Annotated in this window: 19 protein-coding genes; 9 read left to right on the forward strand and 10 right to left on the reverse strand. The window is 68.9% G+C overall.

The features are described from left to right. The first annotated feature begins 91 nt into the window (after positions 1 to 91). Positions 92 to 754, forward strand: a complete 663-nt coding sequence (locus tag ACIOSY_RS07035; RefSeq protein ID WP_400851185.1) for a transaldolase family protein — start codon at positions 92 to 94, stop codon at positions 752 to 754. Between the two features lie 19 nt (positions 755 to 773). Here the strand turns inward: ACIOSY_RS07035 and ACIOSY_RS07040 are convergent, their stop codons facing one another. Continuing rightward, positions 774 to 1,451 (reverse strand): FadR/GntR family transcriptional regulator, encoded by a 678-nt coding sequence (locus ACIOSY_RS07040; RefSeq protein WP_400851188.1) that lies wholly within the window; start codon positions 1,449 to 1,451, stop codon positions 774 to 776. Between the two features lie 46 nt (positions 1,452 to 1,497). Here ACIOSY_RS07040 and ACIOSY_RS07045 point away from each other — a divergent pair, with 46 nt between their 5' ends. Then, complete coding sequence (locus tag ACIOSY_RS07045; RefSeq protein WP_400851191.1) at positions 1,498 to 2,511, forward strand: amidohydrolase family protein; 1,014 nt, start codon at positions 1,498 to 1,500, stop codon at positions 2,509 to 2,511. Positions 2,512 to 2,592: 81 nt separating this feature from the next. Here ACIOSY_RS07045 and ACIOSY_RS07050 read toward each other — a convergent pair whose 3' ends face one another. The 3 genes from ACIOSY_RS07050 to ACIOSY_RS07060 form a co-directional block, all read right to left on the reverse strand. Further along, complete coding sequence (locus tag ACIOSY_RS07050) at positions 2,593 to 3,486, reverse strand: DUF559 domain-containing protein (protein ID WP_400851194.1); 894 nt, start codon at positions 3,484 to 3,486, stop codon at positions 2,593 to 2,595. 233 nt (positions 3,487 to 3,719) lie between these two features. Further along, positions 3,720 to 4,472 (reverse strand): SDR family NAD(P)-dependent oxidoreductase, encoded by a 753-nt coding sequence (locus ACIOSY_RS07055; RefSeq protein ID WP_400851197.1) that lies wholly within the window; start codon positions 4,470 to 4,472, stop codon positions 3,720 to 3,722. Further along, on the reverse strand, positions 4,469 to 5,329 hold the full coding sequence (locus tag ACIOSY_RS07060; protein WP_400851200.1) for a fumarylacetoacetate hydrolase family protein: 861 nt from the start codon (positions 5,327 to 5,329) through the stop codon (positions 4,469 to 4,471). Before ACIOSY_RS07060 ends, ACIOSY_RS07055 begins: the two co-directional genes overlap by 4 nt. A gap of 124 nt (positions 5,330 to 5,453) precedes the next feature. On the opposite strand from ACIOSY_RS07060, the gene ACIOSY_RS07065 reads away from it, so the two are divergent. The 3 genes from ACIOSY_RS07065 to ACIOSY_RS07075 are packed head-to-tail and all read left to right on the forward strand — an operon-like array spanning position 5,454 to position 8,166. Then, positions 5,454 to 6,749: an L-fuconate dehydratase gene (locus ACIOSY_RS07065; protein ID WP_400851203.1), complete on the forward strand. Its 1,296-nt coding sequence runs from the start codon at positions 5,454 to 5,456 to the stop codon at positions 6,747 to 6,749. Continuing rightward, positions 6,736 to 7,716, forward strand: coding sequence for an aldo/keto reductase (locus ACIOSY_RS07070; protein WP_400851206.1), 981 nt, complete (start codon positions 6,736 to 6,738; stop codon positions 7,714 to 7,716). The genes ACIOSY_RS07065 and ACIOSY_RS07070 overlap by 14 nt, the downstream gene beginning before the upstream one ends. A gap of 30 nt (positions 7,717 to 7,746) precedes the next feature. Then, positions 7,747 to 8,166 (forward strand): RbsD/FucU family protein, encoded by a 420-nt coding sequence (locus tag ACIOSY_RS07075; RefSeq protein WP_400851208.1) that lies wholly within the window; start codon positions 7,747 to 7,749, stop codon positions 8,164 to 8,166. 13 nt (positions 8,167 to 8,179) lie between these two features. Here ACIOSY_RS07075 and ACIOSY_RS07080 read toward each other — a convergent pair whose 3' ends face one another. Beyond that, complete coding sequence (locus tag ACIOSY_RS07080; protein WP_400851210.1) at positions 8,180 to 9,181, reverse strand: LacI family DNA-binding transcriptional regulator; 1,002 nt, start codon at positions 9,179 to 9,181, stop codon at positions 8,180 to 8,182. Positions 9,182 to 9,372: 191 nt separating this feature from the next. On the opposite strand from ACIOSY_RS07080, the gene ACIOSY_RS07085 reads away from it, so the two are divergent. The 4 genes from ACIOSY_RS07085 to ACIOSY_RS07100 all read left to right on the forward strand — a co-directional run bounded on the left by ACIOSY_RS07085 (position 9,373) and on the right by ACIOSY_RS07100 (position 14,110). Beyond that, complete coding sequence (locus tag ACIOSY_RS07085) at positions 9,373 to 10,242, forward strand: sugar phosphate isomerase/epimerase family protein (protein WP_400851213.1); 870 nt, start codon at positions 9,373 to 9,375, stop codon at positions 10,240 to 10,242. Positions 10,243 to 10,438: 196 nt separating this feature from the next. After that, positions 10,439 to 11,941 carry a sugar ABC transporter ATP-binding protein gene (locus ACIOSY_RS07090; protein WP_400851216.1) on the forward strand — a complete coding sequence of 501 codons (1,503 nt, stop codon included), beginning with the start codon at positions 10,439 to 10,441 and terminating at the stop codon, positions 11,939 to 11,941. Next, positions 11,941 to 12,975, forward strand: a complete 1,035-nt coding sequence (locus tag ACIOSY_RS07095; protein WP_400851219.1) for an ABC transporter permease — start codon at positions 11,941 to 11,943, stop codon at positions 12,973 to 12,975. Before ACIOSY_RS07090 ends, ACIOSY_RS07095 begins: the two co-directional genes overlap by 1 nt. Positions 12,976 to 13,117: 142 nt before the next feature. Continuing rightward, a complete protein-coding gene (locus tag ACIOSY_RS07100) occupies positions 13,118 to 14,110 on the forward strand; it encodes an ABC transporter substrate-binding protein (protein ID WP_400851222.1) in 993 nt (330 codons plus the stop codon). A gap of 200 nt (positions 14,111 to 14,310) precedes the next feature. Here ACIOSY_RS07100 and ACIOSY_RS07105 read toward each other — a convergent pair whose 3' ends face one another. Genes ACIOSY_RS07105 through xylB form a run of 5 tightly spaced genes read right to left on the reverse strand, consistent with a single transcriptional unit; the run spans position 14,311 to position 19,107 of the window. Next, positions 14,311 to 14,607 carry a putative quinol monooxygenase gene (locus tag ACIOSY_RS07105; RefSeq protein ID WP_400851225.1) on the reverse strand — a complete coding sequence of 99 codons (297 nt, stop codon included), beginning with the start codon at positions 14,605 to 14,607 and terminating at the stop codon, positions 14,311 to 14,313. After that, on the reverse strand, positions 14,604 to 15,602 hold the full coding sequence (locus ACIOSY_RS07110) for a phosphotriesterase (protein ID WP_400851228.1): 999 nt from the start codon (positions 15,600 to 15,602) through the stop codon (positions 14,604 to 14,606). Before ACIOSY_RS07110 ends, ACIOSY_RS07105 begins: the two co-directional genes overlap by 4 nt. After that, positions 15,599 to 16,609 carry a shikimate dehydrogenase family protein gene (locus tag ACIOSY_RS07115; protein ID WP_400851231.1) on the reverse strand — a complete coding sequence of 337 codons (1,011 nt, stop codon included), beginning with the start codon at positions 16,607 to 16,609 and terminating at the stop codon, positions 15,599 to 15,601. The genes ACIOSY_RS07110 and ACIOSY_RS07115 overlap by 4 nt, the downstream gene beginning before the upstream one ends. 9 nt (positions 16,610 to 16,618) lie before the next feature. Then, entirely contained in the window at positions 16,619 to 17,572 is a 954-nt protein-coding gene (locus ACIOSY_RS07120) for a phosphoglycerate dehydrogenase (protein WP_400851234.1), read from the reverse strand. After that, positions 17,572 to 19,107 (reverse strand): xylulokinase, encoded by a 1,536-nt coding sequence (xylB, locus tag ACIOSY_RS07125; protein ID WP_400851237.1) that lies wholly within the window; start codon positions 19,105 to 19,107, stop codon positions 17,572 to 17,574. Before xylB ends, ACIOSY_RS07120 begins: the two co-directional genes overlap by 1 nt.

Here is a 19,107-nt window from a genome sequence, read left to right on the forward strand (position 1 = left end):
CGCGCCCGATGTCTTTGACATTCATCGGCGGCTGTCATTACATTAGCCGAAGCCCAACCTGTAACGACAGGTTGCCCTGCAAGGAGCCCCGATGACTGCGATCGCCCCCCGCCTGTACGTCGACAGCGCCGACGTCGACCGGGTCTCCCGGCTCCTCGCCGCCGGCGTCGTGCACGGCGTCACGACCAACCCGACGATCCTCGAGCGGGGCGGCCGCACCGCCGCCGAGATCCCCGATCTTTACGCGCGCTGGGAGTCCGAAGGCGCCGGCGAGATCTTCTTCCAGACCTGGGGCGGCGACACCGCCTCGTTCCTGCGCAACGCCGAGGGCATCCGCGCGCTGGGTGACCGGGTGGCCGTGAAGGTGCCCGCCACGGCCGACGGCTTCGCCGCAGCATCCGCCCTCGTGCGCGACGGCGCCACCGTTCTCGTCACCGCCGTCTACTCCGTCGCGCAGGCGCTGGCCTGCGCGAGCATCGGCGCGCACTACATCGCGCCGTACCTCGGACGCATGCGCGATGCCGGGATCGACGGCGACACCGTGATCGCCCGCATGCAGGAGGTCTGCGCCGGCAGCGGGTCGAACGTGCTCGCGGCGAGCCTGCGCTCGGCCGACGACATCACGGGCCTCCGCCTCGCGGGCGTGCCCTACTTCACCGCCGCGCCCGACGTGATCGACCAGGTGCTCTTCAACGAGGTCAGCGACAGCTCGGCCGCCGAGTTCGACGCCGCGATGGTGCGCCTCGGGGCGTGACGGCCCCCGAAGCAAATGCTCAGGCCGAGGCGGCCTGACGCAGCCAGCGCTCGACGCCCGCGATGTGCGCCGTGGCGAGAGAGGTGGCCAGGGCGGAGTCGTGCTGGGCGACGGCATCCGCGATGGCCCGATGCTCGGAGAGGGTGCGCTCGACCGCGTTCGCCTCGGTGAGTCCGCGCCAGACCCGGGCGCGCACCGTCTGGCTGCCCAGGTGCTCGATGAGGCTCGCGAGGTAGGCATTGCCCGCCATGCCGACGATCTCGCGGTGGAAGCGGATGTCGTGCTCGACGAGCTCCTCGATCGTGACCGAGGCGTCGACGCTCTCGACCTCGAGGGTGAGCCGAGCCAGGTCGTCGTCGGTGCTGAGCGTGGCCGCGAGGCCGGTCGCCTGGGATTCGAGCATCCGCCGCACGGCGAAGATCTCGAGCATCGAATCGTCGTCGTGCATGTCGACGACGAACGACATCGCCTCGAGCAGCAGGTGCGGTTCGAGGCTGGTGACGTAGGTGCCGTCGCCGCGCCGCACATCGAGCACGCGGATGACCTCGAGCGCCTTCACAGCCTCGCGCATCGAGTTGCGCGAGAGGCCGAGGCGCTCGGACAGCTCCTTCTCCGGGGGGAGTCGATCGCCGGGGGAGAGCTCTCCCGACACGATCATCGCCTTGATCTTCTCGATCGCCTCATCCGTCACAGCCATGGCGTCATCCTAGCCATTGATCGGATGTCTGAGGCAGGATGGTCGCATGCGCGTCCTCGATTCACACCTGCACCTGTGGGACAACGAAGTCCTCGCCTACACCTGGCTGGACGGGCCGCTGGCCTTCCGCTTCGCCGACCTCGAACTCGAGCATGCGCGCCTGGGCGGCGCGGCGAGAGAGACGGCGACCGGCGAGACCGCGAGCGACGAGAACGCGATCGACGAGACGGCGATCTTCGTGCAGGCCGAGACCGTCGAAGACGACTTCCTCGCCGAGGTGGAGTGGGTCGAGACGATGGCCTCCGCCCTCGGCATCGTCGGGATCGTGGCCGGCGCGCGGCTCGACCGCGGCGTCGACACGATCACGCACCTCGACGAACTCGCTGCGCATCCGCTCGTGGTCGGCGTGCGCCACAACCTGCAGGGCGAACCCGACGGGCTCGCGGTGTCGACCGCGTTCGTGACCGGCGCCCGCGAGGTCGCCGCCCGCGGATGGACCTTCGACGCCTGCGTGCGCGCCGACCAGCTGTCCGACGTCGCGCGCCTCGCCGGGGCGATCCCCGACCTCCGGCTCTTGCTCGACCACCTGGGCAAGCCTGCCGTCGGCACGGCATCCGCTCCGCTGCTTCCGTCGGCGGAATGGCTGCGCGACGTCGGCGAGCTGGCGCGGCATCCGCTCGCGTTCTGCAAGCTGTCGGGTCTGCCCGGAGAAGCCGGCGGCGACTGGACCGCGGCGCAGTTCGAGCCGTTCCTCGACGCGGCGGCCGACGCCTTCGGCATCGAGCGACTGATGTGGGGGAGCGACTGGCCGGTGTCGGTGATCGGTCCGGCGGAGGAGGGCGACCCGCACGCCCCCGCCGACGGCTCCGACACCTACCAGCCGACGGCGCGCACGCGGTGGGCGGATGCGGTGATCGCCTGGGCGCGGGATCGCGGACACGACGTCGATGCGCTGCTGTGGGCGAATGTCGAGAGCTTCTACCGCCTGGGCGCCCCGCACGCGATCGCTGTCGAACCCCCGCGCCGGAAGGGCTTCTTCGACCGGTTGTTCGGCGGGTAGGTGGTGCGTTCCGGTCGCAAAAGAACCCGGAATGGAAGCTTCATTCCGGTACTTTTCGAGACCGGAGCCGCGGTGAAGGCGTCAGCGGTTGAGCGCGACCTTGATCCGTGCGGCCAGCCGTTCGGGGTTTGCGAAGAGGGCGGAGGTCACTTCGATGACCGTCCACCCGGCGGCTCGCAGGGCGGCGATCCTTTCGACATCCTCCGCGTAGCGAGTGGCGTGCACGAGCCCGTGGTACTCGATCGCGACCTTCTTCTCGGGATACGCGAGATCCACGCACGCGATGAATCGATCGTCTTCGTAGACGTCGTGATTCAGGGTGGGTTCGGGCAGGCCGCGTAACACGATGTGGCACCGCACGGCAGATTCGCGGGGTGACCAGGAGTCCTCGCGGATCAGATCGATGGCTTCGCGAAGACGACGGATGCCGATGCGACGTCCTGCGTCGATGGCTGAGCGGAGTTCGGCAGGTGTGGTGAGCGGGGCTGCGCCCGCATTCGGGCGACCGTATCCCGCACGCCAGACGCGGCAGAAATAGTCACCGAGCGCCACGAGGTCGATCAGGGGCAGCGATCCGAGGCTGGCCCAGGTCGCTGCGGGTGTTGTCGCGGGCACTCCGTGAACTCGGGTGAGGGTGGTCGTCCGCGGCTGTGCCCGATGCGCCGAGACGCCCTGCGTTCGCACCAGCGGTGCGGGTGCCAGAGTGCTCACGTGCACCGCCAGCTCGTCGGCGCGCGCGATGCGGTCGTCGACTCGACTCAAGGGCAGCGGCGCGTGCCAGAGCGCGGCGGCCGTCTCGTGCGAGAAGAACTGCCCGGTGCGAAGGCGAAGGGCGTAGAGCCGTGCGGCGTCGCGTCGAGCGACGGCTTGGTGTTCATACGGGTCAGTGGTTGTGACGGCATCCGCGATTCCGACGGACCGAAGTCCGTGGAAGGGCGTCGTCAGGTCGCCACGGCTCAGCCGCCCGCGACTCACACCTGCATTTCGCGCCTGAGACACGGGGAAGGCAACGCCGAGCTCGGGGGGCAGTGGTCGTGGACGGCGCATCACGGCACTCTTCCACGCCGCGATCATCCGTGGCGGAGTTCTCCACAACCGAGTCCTGTCGTGCGTGTGAACTCGGCTCCGGTCGCGAAAAAGCCCGGTATTCGTGTGCAATACCGGGACTTTTCGCGCCCGGAATGCAGTCCGGCGGCTACTCGGCGCGGCTACTCGGCGCGCAGGCGCAGCTGCGCCATGCCGCCGTCGACCTCGATGAACGTGCCGGTCGTCGACCCCGAGGCGGGCGAGACCAGGTAGGCGACGGCGCCGGCGACCTCGTCTGGGCTGACCAGGCGGCCGTGCGGCTGGCGGGCGGCGAGAGCGGCGCGCTCGGCGGCCGGGTCGGATGCCGAGTCGAGCAGTCGCCCGACCCAGGGGGTGTCGGCGGTGCCGGGGTTGACGGCGTTCACGCGGATGCCTTCGCGCAGGTGATCCGCGGCCATCGCCCGGGTGAGGGCCGAGACGGCGCCCTTCGAGGCGCTGTAGAGCGCGCGCTGCGGCAGGCCGGTCGTCGAGGCGATGGATGCCGTGTTGCAGACCGCCGCCGACGGCGACTCGCGCAGCCAGGGCAGTGCCGCCGAGGTCACGCGGGCGATGCCGGTCACGTTGACGGAGAGCACGCGGGCCCACTCGGCGTCGTCGTTCGCCGCGATGTCGCCCTGGGCGCCGATGCCGGCATTGTTGACGACGATGTCGATGCGTCCGAACTTCTCGGCGACCGCGGCGATCGCGGCGTCGACGCTCGCGCGATCCGAGATGTCGGCCGTGAACGCGGCGAAACGCTCGTCGGCGCCCGACGTGTCACGGTCGAGCACGGCGATCTGCGCACCGTCGGCGTGCAGGCGCTGCGCGATCGCCGCGCCGATGCCCGCCGCTCCGCCGGTGACGATCGCGACGAGATCGTGCAGGGGTCCGGTCATTTCTGTGCCTCCCAGGCCACGAATTCCTGACGCTGGTGTCCCAGTCCGTCGATCTCGACCTCGACGACGTCGCCGGGCGCGATGTAGGGGTACTTGCCCGACAGGGCGACGCCCTGCGGGGTTCCGGTGAGGATGAGGTCGCCGGGCTCGAGCGTCACGTACTGCGAGAGGTGGTGCACGATCACCTCGACCGAGAAGATCATGTCGCTGGTGTTCGAGTCCTGTCGCGGCTCGCCGTTGACGAAGCTGCGCAGGCCCAGGGCGTGATGGTCGACCTCATCGGGGGTGACGAGCCAGGGCCCGGTCGGGTTGAAGCCCGGGGCGATCTTGCCCTTCGACCACTGGCCGCCCGAGACCTCCATCTGGAATGCGCGCTCGGAGACGTCGTTGGCCAGCACGAAACCGGCGACGTGGGCGAGCGACTCGTCGGGGGAGTCGAGGTATGAGGCGCGGGCGCCGATCACGATGCCGAGCTCGACCTCCCAGTCGGTCTTCTCGCTGCCGCGCGGAATCGTGACGGTGTCGTTCGGGCCGACCACGGTGTTGGGCGTCTTGAGGAAGATGATCGGGATCGTCGGCGGCTCGGAGCCGGACTCGGCGGCGTGGGCGGCGTAGTTCATGCCGATGCAGATGACGGCGCTGGGCCGCGCGATGGGGGCCCCGATGCGGAGGGATGCGGCATCCTCGAGCTCCGGGAGCTCGCCCGCATCGCGGGCGGCGGTGACGCGGGCGGCGAAATCGCTGTCGAGGAAGTCACCGTTGACATCCGATGTCACGGGGCGGAGGTCGAGGTATCGATCGCCCTCGATGAGGACGGGGATCTCACTCCCTGGGGTGCCGAGCCGCGCGAACTTCATGATTCTCCTGATCCGTCGGTGGGTCGCCCTGCGACGACGTGTCTCGTTGACAGTATAGACATCGGATGTTTACACTCCAAGAGATCTGCATGGTCTTCTTCCATGCCCGAGAGGAACCGAACCAGTGAGCCGCATCGTCGCACTCGACACCACCGACATCCGCTTCCCCACGTCGCTCAGCCTCGACGGTTCCGACGCGATGAACCCCGACCCCGACTACTCGGCCGCCTACGTCATCGTGCGCACCGACGCCGACGACGACATCGAGGGCCACGCGTTCGTCTTCACGATCGGCCGCGGCAACGATGTGCAGGTCGCGGCGATCGACGCGCTCGCCGGACACCTCGTCGGGCGGGAGATCGAACCGCTCCTCGACGACATGGGCGGCACGTTCCGCGAGATCATCGGCGACTCGCAACTGCGCTGGCTCGGACCCGAGAAGGGCGTCATGCACATGGCGATCGGCGCCGCCATCAACGCGCTGTGGGACATCAAGGCCAAGCGCGCAGGCCTGCCCCTGTGGCAGCTGCTCTCCCGCATGAGCCCGGAAGAGCTCGTCGACCTCGTCGACTTCCGCTACCTCACCAACGCCCTCACCCGCGATGACGCCCTCGAGATCTTCCGCGCGGCCGAGCCCGGCCGCATCGAACGCGAACGCGAACTGCTCGCCACCGGCTACCCCGGATACACGACCAGCCCCGGATGGCTCGGCTACTCCGACGAGAAGCTCGAGCGGCTCGCCCGCGAGGCCATGGCCGACGGCTTCACGCAGATCAAGCTCAAGGTCGGAGCCGACCTCGACGACGACATCCGCCGCTTCCGCAAGGCGCGCGAGGTGTGTGGCCCCGACTTCCCCATCGCGATCGACGCCAACCAGCGGTGGGAGGTGTCGGAGGCGATCGAATGGGTGAACGCGCTCGCCGAATTCAACCCCGCCTGGATCGAAGAACCCACCAGTCCCGACGACATCCTCGGCCACGCCGAGATCGCCCGCGGCGTGGCCCCGATCCGGGTCGCCACCGGCGAGCACGCGCAGAACCGCATGATCTTCAAGCAGCTGCTGCAGGCCGAGGCGATCTCGGTCATGCAGATCGACGCCGTGCGCGTCGCCGGCGTCAACGAGAACATCGCCAACCTGCTGCTCGCCGCCAAGTTCGGTGTGCCGGTCTGCCCGCACGCCGGCGGCGTCGGCCTCTGCGAAGCCGTGCAGCACCTGTCGATGTTCGACTTCGTCGCCATCACCGGCACCCGCGAGGGCCGCATGATCGAGTTCGTCGACCACCTGCACGAGCACTTCGTCGTGCCCACCGACATCGAGGGCGGCTCGTACATGGCGCCGACGGCGCCCGGCTCGGGCATGGAGATGAAGGCCGACAGCATCCGCACCTACACGTGGACGGGCGAGCATGTCGTCGCCTGAGCGCGTGGCGACCCTCTCCGACATCCCCCCGCTCGGGTACGGAGCGGCGAACGTCGGCAACCTCTTCCGCGAACTCAGCGATGACGAGGCCTGGGCAGTGCTGGATGCCGCGTGGGACGGCGGCATCCGCTACTTCGACACCGCCCCGCACTACGGGCTCGGCCTGTCGGAGCGACGCCTCGGGGCGTTCCTGCAGACCAAGCCCCGCGACGAGTTCGTGCTGTCGACGAAGGTCGGGCGGCTGCTGCGGCCGAATCCGGAATACGCCGGCGGCCTCGACACGGCAAACGACTTCCACGTGCCCGACGACCTGCAGCGGGTGTGGGACTTCTCGGCCGACGGCATCAGGGCCAGCCTCGACGAGTCGCGCGAGCGCCTCGGCATCGAGCGCATCGACCTGCTGTACCTGCACGACCCCGAGCGGCACGACCTCGACCTCGCGCTCGCCGAGGCTCTGCCCGCCATGGAGAAGCTGCGTGCCGACGGCGAGGTGACGGCGATCGGCATCGGATCGATGGTGTCGGATGCCCTGGCCGCCGCCGTGCGCTCGGCCGACCTCGACCTCGTGATGGTCGCCGGCCGGTACACGCTGCTCGAGCAGCCCGCGGCTACCGAGGTGCTGCCGGGATGCCGGGAGACCGGCACGGGGATCGTCGCGGCATCCGTCTTCAACTCCGGCCTGCTCGCCGTCAGCGAGCCGCGCCGCGACGGACGCTACGAGTACGGGCAGCTGCCCGACGAGCTGTGGGACCGTCTCGTGCGCATCGCCGCCGTCTGCGCAGACCACGGGGTGCCGCTGCCCGCCGCGGCGATCCAGTATCCGCTGCAGGCATCCGAAGTGCGATCGGTCGTCGTGGGTGGCAGTCGCGCGGCGCAGCTGCAGCAGAACACCGAATACGCGGCGCTGGCGATCCCGTCGGCGCTGTGGCGGAACCTGGCGGACGAGGGACTCATCCCCGCTGTCTGACCGCCGGTCACCCGATCGAGAGGAGCATCCGTGCTCGAAGGCATCCATCCCCTGCTCACCGGAGAGCTGCTGCTGCACCTCGACCGGATGGGTCACTCCGACGCCGTGGTCATCGCCGACGCGCACTTCCCGGCCTGGGGACTGGGCGCGCGCGTGATCGACCTGCCCGGAACGACCACCCCCGAGGTCGTCGCCGCGATCCGTACGGTGCTGCCGCTCGACGATGCGCCCGGGATCGACCTGATGGACTCGGCCGACGGCGAAGTGCTCGACGTGCAGCGCGAGCTCATGGCCGCGGCCGGAACGGTGCTCGAGACGACCCGGTTCGTCGAGCGCTTCGCCTACTACGAGGTCGCGGCGTCGGCATACCTGATGGTGCGCACGGGCGAGACCCGCAAGTACGGCAACGCACTGCTGCGCAAGGGCGTAGTCGGGCACGCCTCAGCGTGACGCAGCACCGGTTTCAGCGCCCGACGGTCGACTCGCGCACGATGAGTTCGGCGGCGAAGGGCGTCATCGCGGGTGGCGCAGCGGCAGGGTCGGCGAGCTGCTGCAGCAGAGCGGCCCCAGCCGCGCGCCCGATCTCGTAGCCGGGCTGCCGCACGCTCGTGAGCGGCACCACGCTCTGGTGAGCCTGGTCGACGTCGTCGAACCCGACGAGCGCGATGTCGTCGGGAACGCGGATGCCGTGGCGCACGAGCTGCGTGAGCACGCCGAGCGCCACCATATCGTTCGCGGCGAAGATCGCATCGGGGCGGTCCGCGGGCGCCAGGGCGGCGATGCGGGCGCCGGCCTCCATGCCGTCTTCGGTCGCGAGGTGCGGCACGTCGAGCACCTCGACCGTCGCGGTGCTGTCGGCGACCGCGGCTCGGAGTCCGGCGAGCCGGTCGTTCGACTGGCTGACGGCGGGATTGCCGAGGAACAGGATGCGTCGTCGCCCGATCGACAGTAGGTGCTCTCCGGCGAGCCGTCCTCCGCCGGTGTCGTCGAAGAGCACCGAGGCGACCTTCGTCGACGCCGGGATGGGGCCGACGACCACCGAGCGGATGCCGCGATCGGCGAGTTGTTCGAGCCGGGGCACGACGTCATCGAGCGGGTAGATGATGATGCCCTGCACGCGGTGCGCTTCGAACATGTCGATGTTGCGGCGCTCCTGCGCGCCGTCGCGGTTGCTGTTGCTGAAGAAGAGCGACCAGCCGCCCTCGCGGGTGACGTCTTCGACGCCGCGCGACAGTTCGTGGAAGTAGGGGAGCCAGGCGTCGAGCAGGATGAGGGCGAGGGCCTTGCTCGACCCCGCGCGCAACTGCCGCGCGGATTCGTTCGGCACGTACCCCAGGCGTTCGATCGCGTCGCGCACCCGCTCGCGGCTGGAATCTCCCAGTACGTGCGGGTGGTTGAGGTAGTTCGACACCGTCGACGACGAGACACCGGCGAGGGCGGCGACATCTTTGACGCTCGCGGGCATCGATCCTCCGTGATCTGGTCCGGCGTCGTGCGAGCCGGAAAGGTGGGATCAGCGTAGCCGACGTTATTGGCACGTTACAAGAAAGTTCTTGACAGCGATCCGGTACGCCGCATAGCGTGACCTGCACATCGACTTGGCACGTGCCAATCGGTGCGGGCGACGGTGCCGCACACCCGCCTCCGAGGGATCACATGAACATCGGTTGTCACGGGCTCGTCTGGACCGGGAACTTCGATGCCGACGGCATCCGTCTGTCGGTCGAGAAGACGAAGGCTGCCGGCTTCGACCTGATCGAGTTCCCTCTCATGGATCCGTTCTCGTTCGACGTCTCGGCCGCGAAGGATGCTCTCGAAGAGCACGACCTCGCCGTGAGCGCCTCGCTCGGACTGTCGGAGGCGACGGACGTCACCAGCTCCGACCCCGCGATCGTCGCGGCGGGCGAAGCCCTCCTTCTTCGTGCGGTCGACGTGCTCGCCGACCTCGGCGGCACGCACTTCTGCGGCGTGATCTACAGCGCCATGAAGAAGTACATGGAGCCGGTCACCGCCGAGGGACTCGAGAGCAGCCGCCGGGCGATCGCGAAGGTCGCCGACCACGCCGCCGAGCGGGGAGTGTCGGTCGCGCTCGAGGTCGTCAACCGCTACGAGACGAACGTGCTCAACACGGCGCGCCAGGCCATCGACTTCGTGGGTCGCATCGATCGCCCGAACCTCGGCATCCACCTCGACACGTACCACATGAACATCGAGGAGTCGGATATGTTCGCGCCGGTCCTCGACGCCGCTCCGCAGCTGCAGTACGTGCACATCGGCGAGAGCCACCGTGGGTACCTGGGTACCGGCTCGGTCGATTTCGACACCTTCTTCAAGGCGTTGGGCCGTATCGGCTACGACGGTCCGATCGTGTTCGAGTCGTTCTCGTCGGCCGTCGTCGCCCCGGACTTGAGTCGGATGCTCGGCATCTGGCGCAACCTGTGGACCGACAATGTCGAACTCGGCGCGCACGCGAACGCGTTCATCCGCGACAAGCTCGTCGCGGTCGATTCGATCCGGCTGCACTAGCCCGCAGGGGCGCCGGAAGGATGCCGGCGGGAAGCTGTGGCCAAGATGTTATTACAGGTCTTCCCATCCGGTTCCTCCTTAGATACATTTAGATACAACTTGCGCGGGAGACTGCGGAACGACAGAATTGATCCGATGTTTAACCCTCGGGTCGAACAGCAGTGATTCAGGACCTTCAAGGAAGCAGGTGAGACACGTGAGTGATCCCATTCTCAAAGTAGAGGGCATCAGCAAGGGATTCCCCGGTGTCCAGGCGCTCAAGGACGTGCACCTCGACGTGCGCAGCGGCGAGGTCCTCGTGCTCGTCGGAGAGAACGGCGCCGGCAAGTCCACGCTCATGAAGATCCTCTCCGGGATCTACACCAAGGACGAGGGCACCATCTCGTTCGAGGGGCAGGAAGTCGAGCTGACCAGCCCGCTCCAGGCGCAGGAGCTCGGCATCACGATCATCCACCAGGAACTCAACCTGATGCCCGATCTGACCGTCGCGCAGAACATCTTCGTCGGTCGTGAGCCCACCACGGGCCCCTTCCTGTCGGAGCGCAAGCTCAACGCGCAGACCGCCGAACTGCTGCAGCGCCTGGGCATCCGCCTCAACCCGCGCCAGCTCGTCGGCGAACTCACGGTCGCCGAGCAGCAGATGGTCGAGATCGCCAAGGCACTCTCGTTCAACGCCAAGGTCCTCATCATGGACGAGCCGACATCGGCGCTCACCGACTCCGAGGTCGAGACGCTGTTCGTGCTGATCGAGCAGCTCAAGGCATCCGGCACCGGCATCGTCTACATCTCGCACCGCATGGACGAACTGCGCCGCCTCGCCGACCGCGTCACCGTGCTCCGCGACGGCGCATACATCGGATCACTCGAGAAGTCCGAGGTCAGCGTCCCGAAGATCATCGAGATGATGGTCGGCCGCCCGATCGACGAGGGCACCCGCCCTTCGGCACGTGAGCACCTGAACGACCCGGTGGTGCTCGACGTGCAGGATCTGTCGACCAAGGCCCTGCTCAAAGACGTCTCGTTCCAGCTGCACAAGGGCGAGATCCTCGGCTTCGCCGGCCTCATGGGTGCCGGTCGCACCGAGACCGCCCGCGCGATCATCGGCGCAGACCCCAGCGACGGCGGCACGGTCACCATCTCCGGTCGGTCGGCACGGATCAGCCAGCCCGCGGATGCCGTCAAGCACGGTGTCGGCTACCTCTCCGAGGACCGCAAGCTGCTCGGTCTCATGCTCGAACAGGACGTCACCTTCAACACGGTGCTCGCCTCGCTCGGCTCCTACGCCAACGCGATCGGTTGGATGGGCGACAGCAAGGCGAAGAACCGCACCAAGGAGTACGTGCAGCAGCTGCGGGTCAAGACGCCCTCGGTCAACCAGGTCGTCAAGCTGCTCTCGGGCGGCAACCAGCAGAAGGTCGTCATCGCCCGGTGGCTGATGCGCGACTGCGACATCCTCATCTTCGACGAGCCGACCCGAGGAATCGACGTCGGCGCCAAGGAAGAGATCTACCGCCTGATGCAGCAGCTCGCTGACCAGGGAAAGTCCATCATCGTCATCTCATCGGAGCTCCCCGAGATCCTCCGTGTCGCGAACCGCATCGCGGTCTTCGCGAACGGCCGGATCACCGGGACGCTCCGCAACGAGGAAGCCAGCCAGGAGAAGATCATGCAACTCGCAGCCCACGGGGAGGAAGACTGATGAGCACCCCACAGCAGCCCGGATCGTCGACGACGACGATCATCCAGACCGCAGTGAGTGAGAACACCGACAAGCGCGACTTCGGGGGATTCCTCAAGCGTCAGGTGCAGCAGTCACTGGCGTTCGGCACGCTCGTCGTGCTGTTCATCTTCTTCTCGGTCGCCAACTCGAACTTCCTCACCTGGAGCAACGTCTCGGGCATCCTGCTCTCGACCGCGGTGATCGGCATCCTCGCCCTCGGCACCACGTTCGTGATCATCACCGGCGGCATCGACCTGTCGCTCGGCACCGGCATGGCGCTCTGCTCGGTCATGACCGGTGTGTTCATCACCAACATGGGACTCCCGGTGATCGTCGGCGTGATCGGCGGCATCGTCACCGGTGTGCTGATGGGCCTCATCAACGGTCTCAACATCGCGTTCCTGCGTCTGCCCCCGTTCATCGCGACCCTCGCGATGATGATGATCGCCGGCGGTCTCGCCCTCGTGATCTCGGGCGTCGCGCCGATCTACTTCTCGTCGTCCGCACCGGACTTCAAGCAGATCGCCCTCGGCACGCTCATCCCGGGCCTGCCGAACGCCGTGCTCATCACGCTGGTGCTCGCGATCGTCGCGTACCTCGTGCTGTCGAAGACGCTGCTCGGCCGCTACACGTTCGCGATCGGCTCCAACGAAGAGGCCACCCGCCTCTCGGGCGTCAACACGCGGCGCTGGACGATCTTCGTCTACATGTTCGCTGGTGCCTTCACCGGGATCGCGGGCGTCATCATCGCCTCCCGTCTCGACTCGGCCCAGCCGCAGATCGGCACCGGATACGAGCTGCAGGCCATCGCGGCCGTGATCATCGGCGGCACCTCGCTGCTCGGCGGACGCGGCTCGATTCTGGGCACCGTGATCGGCGCGCTGATCATGAGCGTGCTCGTCAACGGCCTGCGCATCATGTCGATCCAGTCCGAATGGCAGAACATCGTCGTCGGCGTCGTGATCCTGATCGCGGTGTTCTTCGACTCGCTGCGCAACCGTTCGCGCACCTGACCTCGGAGGCGGCGACCGTGCCCGCCGCCCTCCGATCGGCGAACCCGGCCGATACCTGCGGAGCGATCCGCGCCGGCACACAGCACCAAGAGAATCCCTCGTCGACCCTGGTCGACGGCCCACCACAAACAACGGAGTTTCCATGAAGTTCGGCAAGAAGACCGCATTCGCGGCACTCATCGCCACTGCGGCGATCGTCGTCGCAGGGTGCTCGAGCAACACCGGTGGCGACGCCGGCGGCGACGATGCAGGCAGCGGCGACGAAATGTACATCGCCCTCGTCTCGAAGGGCTTCCAGCACCAGTTCTGGCAGGCCGTCAAGAAGGGCGCAGAAGACAAGGCTGCCGAGCTCGGCGTCAAGATCACGTTCGAAGGCCCCGCGGCCGAGACCGAGGTCGACGCCCAGCTGCAGATGCTGCAGACCGCCATCGACAAGAAGCCGGCCGCCATCGCGTACGCCGCGCTCGACCCCGAGGCCTGCGTCCCGTACCTCGACAAGGCCAAGGCCGCCGACATCCCGGTCGTCTACTTCGACGCTCCGTGCGACGGCGACGTGGGCCTGAGCCTCTCGGCCACCGACAGCAAGGTCGCCGGTGCACTGGCGGCCGAGCACATGGCCGAGCTCATCGGCGGCAAGGGCGAGGTCGCCATCGTCGGCCATTCGCAGATCAACTCGACCGGTGTCGAGCGTCGTGACGGCTTCGTCGACAAGATCGAGGCGGACTACCCCGACATCGAGATCGTCGACATCCAGTACGGTGACGGCGACCACCTGAAGTCGGCCGACATCGCCAAGGCCATGATCGCGGCGCACCCCGACCTCAAGGGCATCTACGGCACCAACGAGGGTTCGGCGATCGGCGTCGTGAACGCGGTCAACGAGCTCGGCCTCGAAAAGGGCAAGCTCACGATCATCGGCTTCGACTCCGGTGCGGCCCAGATCAACGCGATCAAGGACGGCACGATGGCCGGCGCCATCACGCAGGACCCGATCGGCATCGGCGCGCAGGTCGTTCAGGCCGCGTTCGACGCCGCCAACGGCGACACGGTCGAGAAGTTCTACGACACCGGTTCGTACTGGTACGACAAGGAGAACCTGGAAGACCCGAAGATCGCTGCAGTCCTCTACGAGTGATCTGCGTGATCGGGTCCCGGTGACCGGATCGGATCTGATCTGATCGAATCGAGAAGCCCCTCACCTTCGGGTGGGGGGCTTCTTGCTGTGTCACGGCGTCCGTCGAAGGGGCCCCGGGCATCAAGAAGGCCCGGTGTCCGAGGGGGCACACCGGGCCTTCTCCCGACCGGAGTGAGGGGGTGCTCCGGTCGGTCCGCGCGTCAGAGACGGCGGAGGAATGTGAGCTGCGACGAGGGCTCGACGATCAGCTCCTGCAGCGCCGCGTTGAACGGTACCCCGGCGGGCGCGGCGATGTGCGCCTCGAATGCGGCGCGGTCGCGGTACACCTCGTAGACGAAGAACCGGTCGGGGTCGTCGACCAGTCGCGTCGCGTCGAAGACGACGTTGCCCTCTTCGGCGCGCACGACCTCGGCGAAGAAGCGCAGCATCTCGGCGACGCGATCGCCCTCGCCGGGACGCGCGGTGAACGTGGCGTGCAGGATGGTCGGCTCGGTCATGCGGGCTCCTCGGGGAGATCGGCGGTGGGCGCTCGGCGCGCGAGGTCGAGCAGGCGTGCGGGGTTGGCGACGAGCATCCGTTCGACGGCGTCGTCTCCGACGAGCTCGCGCAGACGCGGCACGTAGCGGTCGCCCAGGTAGGCGAGTCCCGGCATCCCGCCGTAGGCGATGTACCGGGTGCGGCGGGCGACGTCGCCGCCCAGCACGATGCGGTCGCCGGCGCCGCGGTCGACGACCGCGGCGGTCAGCGCGAGCAGCTCGGCGTCCGACCGGGTGCGCGGGCGCGCCATGCCGTCGTAGCCGAGGTACGCGCCGCGTTCGGCGAGAGACGTGTGCAGCCCCGGATCGGGATCACGATCGGCGTGCGCGAGCACGACGCGGTCGGATGCCACGCCCTCGGCCGCGAGCAGATCGAGCACCTCGTGGGCGGCCGTGCAGAACTCGAGGTGCACCATGATCGCGGCACCGGTCTCGCGGTGGGCGGCGGCGAGGGCGTCGAGCGTGGTGCGTTCGAAGTCGCTGATGCGCCAGTAGTCGATGCCGCCCTTGAGCATGCCGGCGCGCACGGCCGCGCCGTCGGGCGCGGTGGCCAGCGGGGGTTCGGGTGAGGCGAACACCAGGGCGTCGTCTGCCGGCATCCCCTCGGCGATGTCGTGCACGAAGAACCGGGTGAGGCGGTCGGTACTCCATTCGCGGATCGGATGCTCCGCCGCATAGTGCGCCTCGCGGTGCCGCCCGGTCGTGGCGACGACGCGAAGTCCGGTCGCCGCGCTGATGCGGGCGACCGCCTCGGGGTCGCGTCCGATGCCGAAGGGGGTGGCGTCGACCATCGCGGCGAATCCGCTGTCGCGCAGCAGCGCCGCCTCGTCGCCGGAGCGCGCCTCGTCGTCGAGTTCGTCGCCGGGCAGCAGCGGACTCACCTGGAACAGGTGCTCGTGGTAGTTCGTCGCCCCGAGCAGCGCCGGGTCGATGTCGCCGAGGACGGTGCGGATCATCGCCGTGCGAACTCCGCGGCCTCGGCGAGCCGTTCCACGATCTCGGGGGTCAGGTCGAGCTCGAAGACGTCGGCGACGACCTGCGACCAGCCGTGGATGAAGTACCGCCAGCCGTCGACCACGTGCAGCGAGCGCTCGGCCTCCTGTGCGCGGGCCTGGTGCAGGAACTCCAACGAGCCGCGGTAGTTGAACTCCCACACGTAGGCATTCGCGGGGAAGACGATGTCATCGGGCAGGGGAGAGCCGGGGCGGTCCTTGCCGAGGCCGGTCGCGTTCACGATGACCGAGCCGGCGGGCGCGGCGGCCACGAGCGCGGCCGCTTCCTGCGGGGTGTCGGTGCGTACGTACCGGATGAGTCCTTCGGGGGTGCCGTGCTGCGCGTGAACCGCTTCGAGGTGCTCCAGCGCGTCGTCGGTGCGGGCCGTCACGGTGACGCGGGCCGGGGCATCCGCTCGTTCGGCGAGGGCCCAGCTGAGGGCCGTGCCCGATCCGCCGGCGCCGAGGATGACGACCTCCGCACCCGTGCGGGCGAAGTGATCGGCGGGCAGGAAGTCGTTCAGCGCGAGGTCGACCGTGATCGGGTCCTTCGCGCGGCCGATGAGCCGGTCGCCGCGCTTCGAGATGCTCGAGATCTCGCTGCACGAGACTGCGAACGGGTCGAGCTCGTCGAACAGGTCGGATGCAGCGGCGAACACGTTCATCTTGTGCGTCGTGACGAGGGCGCCGCGGTGGTTCGGGTCGTCGCGGATCTGCTCGACCATCGCGACGTACTGGGCGGGCGTGGCATCCATCGGCAGGTCGTGGCCGACGAGTTCGCGGGTCGGGAGGCCCAGCACGTCGGCCCAGCGCGGGAAGACCTGCATGATCGACGACGAGCCGGTGCTCACGCCGACGAAGCCCATGTACCCGGCGGTGTCTTTGCCGGTGTCTTTGCCGGTGTCTTTGGCGGTGCCTGCGGTAGCGGTGCCGCCGGTGTCTGCCGTGTCGACGGCGGGGGAAGTGGTCATCGCGGTCTCCTAGCGAGCGTTCACGGGGTGGCGGGGGTCGGCGCCCTTGAGTACGGCGATCACGTCGTCGAGCGAGAGCGAACCCATGTTGTCGACCGCCTGGGTCGTCTGCGCACCCAGGTGCGGGGTGACGATCACCCGGTCGGCGAGGGTGTCGGCCAGCAGCGGGCTGTCTTTCGCGGCGGTGTCGCCGTCGAGGGTGTCGGCGGCGTATCCGGCGAGGATGCCGTCGTGCAGGGCCTCGGCGACGGCGGCCTCGTCGATCAGGTCGCCGCGGGCGGTGTTGACGATGATGCTGCCGCGGGGCATGTGGGTGAGGCGCGTCGCGTCGACGAGCAGCTGCCCGCCCGGGGCGTGCAGCGACACCACGTCGGCCGTCTCGAAGAGGGCGTCGAGGTCGACGGGCTCGGCGCCGTTCGCGCGCACCGTCTCGGCGGACAGGAACGGATCGGCGGCGAGGATGCGGCAGCCGAATCCGCTCAGGCGCTTCGCGACGCCCTGGCCGATACGGCCGAAGCCGACGATCCCGACGGTCGCCGCTCCCAGTTCGCGGCCGCGGCGCACGCCCCAGTCGCCGTCGCGCACCCGGCGGTCGCCGTCGGGCACGAACCGCAGGGCGGCGAGCATCAGGCCGATCGCGTGGTCGGCGACGGCATCCGCATTCGCACCGGGTGTGTTCGAGACGGGGATGCCGCGGTGACGGGCCGCGTCGAGATCGACGGACTCGGTGCCCACGCCGTAGCGCGCGATGATCCGCAGCTTCGGCGCGGCGGCCAGGTGCTCCTCGGTGATGGGGCCGGTGCCGGCGATCCAGGCATCCGCGCCGTGCAGCAGCACGCGCAGCTCGTCGAGGTCGTGGTGCGCCGGGCCGCGCAGGATGCGATGCCCCGCGATGGCCGCGCGCTCGACGAGGTCGAGGTCGCCGTCGGAGAAGGAGCGACTGGTGACGAGGATGACGCCCATCAGCTGCTCGTTCCGGCGGCGGGGCGAGCGGCGGCGGGAGCGGCGGCGGCGGGGCGTCCGGCGAACCAGGGCGCGAGGGCCGTGTACGCGTCGGTGAACCGGGCGTGGCGCTCGGCGTACACCGCGTGGCGGGTGGGGTCAGGGGCGAACTCGGCGGTGACCTCGCTGAGCGCGCGGGCCGCCGAGAACTCGGCGAGTCCCAGGCCGACCGCTCCGGTGACCGCGGCGCCGAGGCTGTTCGCCTCTTCGACGATCGTGCGTCGGCGCACGGGCACGCCCCACACGTCGGCGAGCACCGACAGGTAGACGTCGCTCTGGGCGCCGCCGCCGACCGCGTCGATGCGGTCGATCGTCGCGCCCGAGGCGCGGAACGCCTCGATGCAGGTGAGCAGGTTGAACGCCGTGCCCTCGAGCACCGACCGCACGAGGTGCGCCCGCGTGTGGTGGCGGGCGAGTCCCACGAAGGCGCCGCGGGCGTCGGGATCCCAGAGGGGAGAGCGCTCGCCCAGCAGGTAGGGCAGGAAGTAGAGGTCGTCGGTGTCGACGTCGGCGGATGCCTCGGCCGTCAGGCGCCCCGTATCGGGGTGGGCAGGGTCGGGCGAGAGGGCTTCGGCGATCCACTGCACGGATGCTCCGCCCGCCTGCATCGTGGCGGTGGGCACGAACGAGCCCGGCACCACGTTGTCGAAGGTGAACGTGCGCATCGCGGGGTCGTGCAGCGGAGCATCCGCCGCGAACGAGATCCACGACGAGGTTCCCAGGCACACGTAGGCGCCGTCTTCCGGCGCGACCACGCCCGAACCGACGGCGGCGAGCGGGCCGTCGCCGCCTCCCATGACCACGCGCACACCCGTGTGCAGGCCGAGGGCGTCGGCTGCGGCATCCGTCAGCGATCCCGCGATCGCGGTGGAGTCGAGGATCTCGGGGAACAGCGCCGGATCGAGGCGAGCCGCCTGCAGCACCTCGGTCGACCAGGAGCCGGTGCGCTGGTCGTAGGCGTTGGTGCCCGAGGCATCGGAGCGGTCGGTGGCGAGGCGGCCGGTGAGGCGCAGCACGATGAAGTCCTTCGCGATGCAGAACCGGCGCACCCGCGCCCACACGTCGGGCTCGTTGTCGCGCACCCACATGATCTTCTCGACCGAGTAGGTGGGATTCAGGCGGTGGCCCAGGATGCCGTAGGCGTGCTCGGCGCCGAGGGCCTGTTCGAGTTCGCGCTGCTGCGCGCCCGAGCGGGTGTCGGCCCAGATGATCGCGGGGCGTGCGGGCTCGCCGTCGGCGTCGAGCAGCACGGCGCCCATCATCTGCCCGCCGACGACGAGGCCGGCCACGTCGGACGGTTTCGTCTCGGTCTTCGCGAGCAGGGTGCGCGTGGCTTCGACGACGGCGTTCCACCAGTCGTTCGGGTTCTGTTCGGCGATGCCGCCCGCGGCGAAGTGCGCCGGGTAGGGCACCGTCACCGACGAGACGAGGCGGCCGTCGTCGTGATGCAGGGAGGCTTTGTTCCCCGTGGTGCCGAGGTCGTGGGCGATGAGCAT

It is taken from the genome of Microbacterium sp. NPDC087665 (assembly GCF_044743285.1).
GTDB lineage: Bacteria > Actinomycetota > Actinomycetes > Actinomycetales > Microbacteriaceae > Microbacterium.

Bases quoted from the DNA above. Each gene is read 5' to 3' on its own strand.
- ACIOSY_RS07035 (WP_400851185.1), top strand. From the start codon at position 92: ATGACTGCGATCGCCCCCCGCCTGTACGTCGACAGCGCCGACGTCGAC.
- ACIOSY_RS07040 (WP_400851188.1), bottom strand. From the start codon at position 1,451: ATGGCTGTGACGGATGAGGCGATCGAGAAGATCAAGGCGATGATCGTG.
- ACIOSY_RS07045 (WP_400851191.1), top strand. From the start codon at position 1,498: ATGCGCGTCCTCGATTCACACCTGCACCTGTGGGACAACGAAGTCCTC.
- ACIOSY_RS07055 (WP_400851197.1), bottom strand. From the start codon at position 4,472: ATGACCGGACCCCTGCACGATCTCGTCGCGATCGTCACCGGCGGAGCG.
- ACIOSY_RS07060 (WP_400851200.1), bottom strand. From the start codon at position 5,329: ATGAAGTTCGCGCGGCTCGGCACCCCAGGGAGTGAGATCCCCGTCCTC.
- ACIOSY_RS07070 (WP_400851206.1), top strand. From the start codon at position 6,736: ATGTCGTCGCCTGAGCGCGTGGCGACCCTCTCCGACATCCCCCCGCTC.
- ACIOSY_RS07080 (WP_400851210.1), bottom strand. From the start codon at position 9,181: ATGCCCGCGAGCGTCAAAGATGTCGCCGCCCTCGCCGGTGTCTCGTCG.
- ACIOSY_RS07085 (WP_400851213.1), top strand. From the start codon at position 9,373: ATGAACATCGGTTGTCACGGGCTCGTCTGGACCGGGAACTTCGATGCC.
- ACIOSY_RS07095 (WP_400851219.1), top strand. From the start codon at position 11,941: ATGAGCACCCCACAGCAGCCCGGATCGTCGACGACGACGATCATCCAG.
- ACIOSY_RS07100 (WP_400851222.1), top strand. From the start codon at position 13,118: ATGAAGTTCGGCAAGAAGACCGCATTCGCGGCACTCATCGCCACTGCG.
- ACIOSY_RS07105 (WP_400851225.1), bottom strand. From the start codon at position 14,607: ATGACCGAGCCGACCATCCTGCACGCCACGTTCACCGCGCGTCCCGGC.
- ACIOSY_RS07110 (WP_400851228.1), bottom strand. From the start codon at position 15,602: ATGATCCGCACCGTCCTCGGCGACATCGACCCGGCGCTGCTCGGGGCG.
- ACIOSY_RS07115 (WP_400851231.1), bottom strand. From the start codon at position 16,609: ATGACCACTTCCCCCGCCGTCGACACGGCAGACACCGGCGGCACCGCT.
- ACIOSY_RS07120 (WP_400851234.1), bottom strand. From the start codon at position 17,572: ATGGGCGTCATCCTCGTCACCAGTCGCTCCTTCTCCGACGGCGACCTC.
- xylB (WP_400851237.1), bottom strand. From the start codon at position 19,107: ATGCTCATCGCCCACGACCTCGGCACCACGGGGAACAAAGCCTCCCTG.